The organism is Flavobacterium sp., assembly GCF_028712645.1.
Taxonomy (GTDB): Bacteria; Bacteroidota; Bacteroidia; order Flavobacteriales; family Flavobacteriaceae; genus Flavobacterium.
Window position 1 is genome coordinate 1 of sequence record NZ_JAQTPQ010000181.1, and the last position, 7,266, is coordinate 7,266.

Genomic DNA, 7,266 nt, shown 5'->3' on the forward strand with positions numbered 1-7,266 from the left:
TTGGCTTTTGTGTTTTATTTGATATTTCCATTGCTTTCTTAATATCTGTTTGCCAAACCAACTCTTGTGATTGAACTGCCAATGAGCCCAAAACGAATGCTATTATTAAATATGTTTTTTTCAGTTTTTCATTTTTTTTACACAATTATCTTTCAAAAATAATGCCTAAAATTAATAATTTATTTCACTTCTTGCATTAATTTTTTCACCCAAGGGGAAATTACTATTAATAATAATCCCGCAATTAACGCATAAATTGCCAATTGTTTGTAACCATCGGCATAAGCAATTAATTTTTCAATATTAGTAGAATTCTCTGAAGCGCTGGCAATATTTGCACCCAGTAATCCTGCAAAATATTGTCCGTATGCACTTGCTAGAAACCACATTCCCATCATTACAGCTTGTAATTTAGCTGGCGAAAGTTTAGTCATTATTGACATCCCAATGGGTGACAAGCACAATTCTCCAAAAGTAATCACAAACCATCCAAAAGTAAATAAGTCTAGTGAGGTAATTCCATTAGCATCAGCGAAAAACTTAGTATAATAAAACACCCAGAAACCTCCCGCTAAAAACAAAAATCCAAGTCCGAATTTGACAACTGTATTGGGCTCGATTTTTCTTTTACCCATCCAAAGCCACACTAGTCCTACTAAAGCCGCAAATACAATCACAAAAAGAGAATTAGCTGAATTGTTTACCCCATTTGGATCCAGTTTTACACCAAGAACTGTGTTTTCTAAATTACTTGCTGCAAAAAGGCTTAATGAACCCCCACTCTGTTCAAAAAATGCCCAAAAAACAATCGAGAACAAGATGAAAATTAAGGCTGCAATTAGTTTTTTATTTTCTTTAAGTGAGAAATTTTTCATTTCATAAAGCAGATATAACAAGGAACAAGGACCAATAATATACATAAATATATCAGTGTATTCCGAATTAGAAACTAACAATATAATTATTGGAATTACTAATATGGAACCAATGTAAGTTAAATATTCGTAAGTTTTCTTTTTTGACTTGTCTAAATCCAACAATGGAGAAAGTCCAATTTCGCCCAAAGATTTCTGAGTTTGCACAAAAGTTAACAAACTTATCATCATAACAATTGATGCAAAACCAAAAGCAACGTTCCATCTTAAATTCACTGGAACTATTGAAGAAAGCATATTTCCATTGGCAACAGCAATACATAAATAACCTCCAATTAATGCTCCAAGATTTACTCCAGCATAAAATAAAGAAAATCCTGCATCTCTACGATTATCATCATCTTTATATAATTTTCCAACCATTGTAGAAATGTTGGGCTTAAAAAAACCGGTTCCGATAATGGTAAAACCAATTCCCATAAAAAAGAACTGCTTGGGATCAATTGCGAGAATAACACTTCCAACAATAATTAACATTCCTCCCCAAAAAAGCGATTTCCGATAACCAAGAATTTTATCTGCAAATAAACCTCCAACGAATGTAAATGCGTAAACGAATGCTTGGGTTGCTCCATATTGCAAGTTAGCTACCTCATCATTCATCATCAATTGGTTAACCATAAAAATAACCAACATTCCTCGCATTCCGTAGAAACTAAAACGTTCCCACATTTCACTAAAAAACAAGTACCACAATTGCTTGGGGTACTTGCCTTTAAAGTTTTGTATTTGTTCGATTGTTAAGTTTTGTCTCATATTATCTAATGCCGTGCATCATTTTTTTCAAGAAAGGAGTCAATGCAAATAAAATTATCGCTGCAAGACCTGTTAATATTACAAAAACCATAAAGAATTCAAATAAATTATGAATTTCGAATCCTGCGAATGGCGGATAATGATCACTTATTTGATTGTCTGACAATAATTTCAATTGTTCTGCTGAAGGAACAATTTTTTTATCCAAAACAGATTGCAAGTCGATTCCCAATTCTTTTGCTTTTACAAATTTATCGCCAGTTGCAGGTAAAATTGAACCTAAAGTTCCTGCTAATGCATAACCCGAAGCGTTGGACAAAAAGAAAACACCATAAAGTAAAGAAGAAAAACGTTTTGGAGAAAGTTTTCCAACTAATGACAAACCTATTGGCGACAAGCATAACTCGGCACAAGTGTTTAACAAATATAATAATACCAACCATTTTATTGCCAATAGCCCTGAAGTGCCAAGATCTTTTACTTGTGTAGCAATCATAAAGAAACTAATCGCAATTATCAACAGCCCTAAAGCCAATTTTGCAGGAGAAATAGGCTCATTGTTTTTGGCTCTTAATTTATCCCACAACATACTAAAAGGAATTGCCAAAGCGACCACAAAGATTCCGTTAAAAATTTGTACCATTGACGGCGGCATATCCCATCCAAAAAAGTTTCTGTCCGTTTGATTATCTGCTATAAAAGTTAGTGATGAACCAGCTTGTTCGAACGCCGCCCAAAAGAAAATGATAAAGAATGAAATAATATAAATTACCAGAATTCTATCTTTTTCTATTTTAGTCAAGGAACTATCCGATAGAATTAATCCTGCTAATGTAATACCACTTGCATAAATGATTGGATAAATGATTGTTTTTACCACATTATCTCCATCTACAGAAAAATGAAACAATAAAAACATTCCGATAAAAGCAACAACTGAAAGGATTAAAGCTTTAGAAGTAAAAACTGCTTTTTGCGCTTCGCCTTCAGCATAATCTTCAGCTGTATTTTTTGATGGCAATCCTCCTAATGGTTTCCCTTCAGGTGAAACAACATATTTATTTTTCAAGAAGTAAAAAACCGCAGTACCTATTAACATTGCAATTGAAGCCGCTAAAAATCCCCATTTGAAAGCGTGAATATCCCTAATACCTCCAGAATCTTTTACATCACCTAAAAACGGACAAATAAATTGACCTAAAAAAGCTCCTAAATTGATTCCCATATAAAAGATAGTAAAGGCTGTATCTAATTTGTTTTTTTCTTGAGCAGGATACAAACTTCCCACCATACTCGAAATATTAGGTTTAAAAAACCCGTTCCCAAAAATAATTACAAATAATGCCGAATACATTATTGTGGTAGCCAAACCTAAATTTTCGCCAAAAACACTTGCACTTACAAAAAGCATCAATTGTCCAACTGCCATTAGTAAACCACCTAGCATTATACAATTTCTATTTCCCAAAAATCGGTCAGCGATAAAACCACCTAACATAGGAGTCAAATAACAAAGTCCTAGAAAACCTCCATAAATTAAAGAAGCATTTTCCTCTTTCATCATTAAGGAATTTACTAGAAATAAGGTTAACAAAGTTCGCATTCCGTAGAAATTGAAACGCTCCCACATTTCTGTTCCAAATAATACCCAAAGTCCTTTTGGATGACCTGTTTTTACTGCTGCTTCACTCATATTCTATATTTTGATTGTTAATATTATAAATTATTTTGTATAAATGTAGTCATTTTATTAAACAACTGAATTCTAGTCATACCGCCGTAAATTCCGTGGTTTTTATCTGGATATATTTGCGAATCAAATTGTTTGTTGGCTTGAATCAAAGCTTCCATCATTTGCATTGAATTTTGGACGTGAACATTATCGTCACCAGAACCGTGAATCAAAAGGAATTTTCCTTTCAATTTACTAACGAAATTTATGGGTGAATTATCATCATAACCACGCGGGTTTTCTTGAGGTGTTTGCATATATCTTTCTGTATAAATGCTGTCATAGAATCGCCAGTTGGTTACTGGCGCAACGGCAATCGCCATTTTGAAAACGTCATTCCCTTTCAAAATACAATTACTAGACATAAAAGCACCATACGACCAACCCCAAATTCCTATTCTTGATTTATCGACATACGAATAATTTCCTATCACTTTTGCTGCATCTATCTGGTCTTCGACTTCGTATTTTCCTAGTTGCTTATACGTTACTTTCTTAAAGTCAGCTCCCTTGAAACCAGTTCCACGACCATCAACACAAGCCACAATATAACCTTGTTGTGCCAACATCATAAACCAATAATCATCATAACTGTTCCAATCATTATTCACTTGTTGTGATCCTGGTCCAGAATATTGATACATAAAAACGGGGTATTTCTTGTTTGGGTCGAAATCCTTTGGTTTCATAATCCAAGCATTCAACTCATTCCCTTTTTCTGTTTTAAGAACAAAAAAGTCTTTTTGAGGCAAATTATAGGCTTTCAATTTTGTGGTCAATGCTTCGTTGTTTTCGATAACCTGAATTTGTTTTCCAGCTTTTGACTCATTCAAAGTGTAAATAGTTGGCTGTGTCGCAGAGGAAAAAGTGTTGATGAAATATTGAAAATTAGGGCTGAAAGTTGCGGCATTTGTTCCAACATTTTTAGACAATTGAACTTTGTTTTTCCCATCTAAATTGATTCTATAAACTGATCTATTAATTGAGCTACCTTCAGTTGATTGATAAAAAACAGTATTCGTTTTCTCGTCAAGACCATAATAAGAAGTGACTTCCCAATTGCCTTTAGTAACCTGATTTCGAAGTTTTCCTGTTTTATCATAAAGATAAATATGGTTGAAACCGTCTTTTTCTGATGTCCAAATAAAACTATTATCACTCAGAAAAGTTAAATTATCTGTATCAACAAAATCAATATACGATTTGTCTTTTTCATTGAGGACCACTTTTGTTGTAGCTGTTGTACCATCCACAAACAATAAATCCAGATTATCCTGATGACGGTTTAGAATTTTTGCCGATAAAATATTGGCATCATTTGTCCATTCAATTCTTGGAATATAAAAGTCATTGTACTTACTTAAATCCACATTTGTTGTTGATTTAGCATCAACATTGTATAAATGCAAAGAAACTAGCGAATTTTTTTCACCCGCTTTTGGGTATTTGAAAGTTTCGATTGTTGGATATAAATCTTTATGAAAGATAGACATTGAGAACTCAGGAACTTGACTTTCGTCAAAACGGATATAAGCAATTTTTTTGCTGTCTTTGCTCCAATCAAAAGCTCTTACAAAGGCAAACTCTTCTTCATAAACCCAATCCGTAATACCATTGATGATGGAATTTTTATTGCCATCAGCGGTAATTTGGCTGTTAGTTTTAGAGGCAATATCATAAATAAAGAGATTGTTTTCTTTGGCGTAAGCAATCTTTTTTCCGTCGGGAGAAAAAGTAGGCTCTTGTATTTGTTCCAGAATTTTGGTCAATTCCTTGGTAGTACTATTGTAGAGAAAATAATCGGCGGTAAAGGAATGACGGTAAATTTGATTGGTATTATTGGCAATCAAAATCATTTTTTCGTCTGAACTAAAGGAATAACTATCGATTCCGTCAACTAATTTACTTTGATTTTTGGTATCAATTATAGTTGAAACCTTTTTTAAGGTTGCAAAATCAAACAAATCAATTTGAATACTTCGGCTGGCTTGATCATAATTCAAAACCGTATATTGATTGGTATTTTTCATTGACTGCAATTCGTCCATTCCTTTAGCACGAAATTCTCCAGTATAAATGGCTTCAACGGTGATTTTTTGTTGCCCAAAAGCACATACAAAAAACAATAAAAACAGTAAGGTAATTTTATTTGAATTCATAAAACTTATTTAAATTTAAAAACCATCAATTTTAGTGAAAATTTTACAATTATTTCACATTTCATATGTTAAATGTTAAAAATAATATTAAACTTAAACTTCTATTGAACCTGTCACATTGGCAAACAAAAGCGCTAAATCTGTATCTTTGCACGAACATCTCATAATCAATTGAAAATGAACAATACCATTGCAGGATTTTCAAAATTATCCAAAGAAGAAAAAATAAACTGGATTGCCAAGGAGTACTTTTCTAATCCACAAGAAGCTATTTCAATCCTTAAAAATTATTGGAATTCTGATGAAAAAACACAAAAATTACACGATGAATTCATCGAAAACACGATAAGCAATTTCTACATTCCACTTGGAGTTGCGCCCAATTTCTTGATTAACGGAAAATACAGCAGCATTCCTATGGCAATTGAAGAAAGTTCGGTTGTTGCTGCAGCTTCGAAAGCAGCCAAGTTTTGGTCCACACGTGGAGGGTTTAAAGCAACCGTAATCGACACCGAAAAGATAGGACAAGTTCACTTTATTTTCAAAGGCGATGAGTCAAAACTCAATTTATTCTTTGCACAAACTAAAGCGATTTTTTTTGCTAACACAGAAAATATTACCAAAAATATGCAAAAACGTGGTGGCGGAATTCTGGATATTGTCCTCAAAGATAAAACCAATTTATTACCCAATTACTTTCAATTACACGCCACTTTTGAAACTAAAGATTCGATGGGCGCTAATTTTATCAATTCGTGTTTAGAGCAATTTGCCAAAACCTTGAAAGAACAAGCCTTAGTTTATGATTTATTTTCTGAAACCGAAAAAGACATTGAAGTTGTGATGAGCATTCTTTCCAATTATGTTCCCAATTGTGTCGTTCGTGCCGAAGTTTCGTGTTTAGTTGATGATTTGGTCGAAAAACATATTCCGAATCCAAAAGTATTTGCTGAAAAGTTCATTCAAGCGGTTCAAATCGCCGAAGTAGAACCTTTTCGAGCAGTAACCCACAACAAAGGAATTATGAACGGAATCGACGCCGTAGTGCTTGCAACAGGGAATGATTTTCGTGCAGTTGAAGCTGGAATTCACGCTTATGCTTCCCGAAACGGTAGTTATACGAGTTTGTCACACGCCAAAATCGAAAATGGAATTTTCACTTTTTGGTTAGAAGTTCCATTAGCCTTGGGAACTGTTGGCGGATTGACTTCCTTGCATCCATTAGTAAAATTATCTTTAGAAATGCTCGAAAATCCATCGGCAAAAGAATTAATGCAGATTGTTGCCGTAGCTGGTTTAGCACAAAATTTTGCCGCTTTGCGTTCATTGACCACAACAGGAATTCAGGAAGGACATATGAAAATGCACTTGAACAATATCTTGAATCAGTTTGAAGCAACAGATGAGGAACGTGTTTTGATACAAAAACATTTCAAACACCACGTTGTTTCACACAGTGCCGTTGTTGAATATATTGAAAATTTAAGAAGACCAGTTTAGAAATTAGCCACAGATTAACACTGATGCAACGGATTAAAACAGATTTATAATTAGTCGTTCAAAAAACTTTGCGACTTTGTGCCTTCGTGGCGAATATTATGAAAAAAGAATTTTACAGTAACGGAAAATTACTAATCACGGGAGAATATTTGGTTCTAGATGGTGCAAAAGCATTTGCATTACC

4 protein-coding genes are annotated in these 7,266 nt (G+C 33.7%); 1 reads left to right on the forward strand and 3 read right to left on the reverse strand.

Features of this window, described 5'->3' with window-relative positions; all coding sequences use genetic code 11:
• Positions 1 to 179: 179 nt before the first annotated feature.
• From PHC28_RS13135 to PHC28_RS13145, 3 genes are read right to left on the reverse strand one after another with little or no spacing between them, the layout of a single operon-like run.
• The gene (locus PHC28_RS13135) at positions 180 to 1,691 is read right to left on the reverse strand and encodes a peptide MFS transporter (protein WP_300101334.1); all 1,512 of its coding nucleotides are present in this window, start codon (positions 1,689 to 1,691) and stop codon (positions 180 to 182) included.
• 1 nt (position 1,692) lies between these two features.
• Positions 1,693 to 3,384 (reverse strand): peptide MFS transporter, encoded by a 1,692-nt coding sequence (locus tag PHC28_RS13140; RefSeq protein ID WP_300101337.1) that lies wholly within the window; start codon positions 3,382 to 3,384, stop codon positions 1,693 to 1,695.
• Positions 3,385 to 3,407: 23 nt separating this feature from the next.
• Complete coding sequence (locus PHC28_RS13145; RefSeq protein ID WP_300101340.1) at positions 3,408 to 5,582, reverse strand: S9 family peptidase; 2,175 nt, start codon at positions 5,580 to 5,582, stop codon at positions 3,408 to 3,410.
• A 171-nt stretch (positions 5,583 to 5,753) separates the two neighbouring features.
• On the opposite strand from PHC28_RS13145, the gene PHC28_RS13150 reads away from it, so the two are divergent.
• Positions 5,754 to 7,082 carry a hydroxymethylglutaryl-CoA reductase, degradative gene (locus PHC28_RS13150; RefSeq protein ID WP_300101343.1) on the forward strand — a complete coding sequence of 443 codons (1,329 nt, stop codon included), beginning with the start codon at positions 5,754 to 5,756 and terminating at the stop codon, positions 7,080 to 7,082.
• Positions 7,083 to 7,266 lie beyond the last annotated feature (184 nt).

Excerpts from the sequence above, each read along its gene's own strand:
- PHC28_RS13135 (WP_300101334.1), bottom strand. The coding sequence starts at position 1,691 with ATGAGACAAAACTTAACAATCGAACAAATACAAAACTTTAAAGGCAAG.
- PHC28_RS13145 (WP_300101340.1), bottom strand. The coding sequence starts at position 5,582 with ATGAATTCAAATAAAATTACCTTACTGTTTTTATTGTTTTTTGTATGT.
- PHC28_RS13140 (WP_300101337.1), bottom strand. The coding sequence starts at position 3,384 with ATGAGTGAAGCAGCAGTAAAAACAGGTCATCCAAAAGGACTTTGGGTA.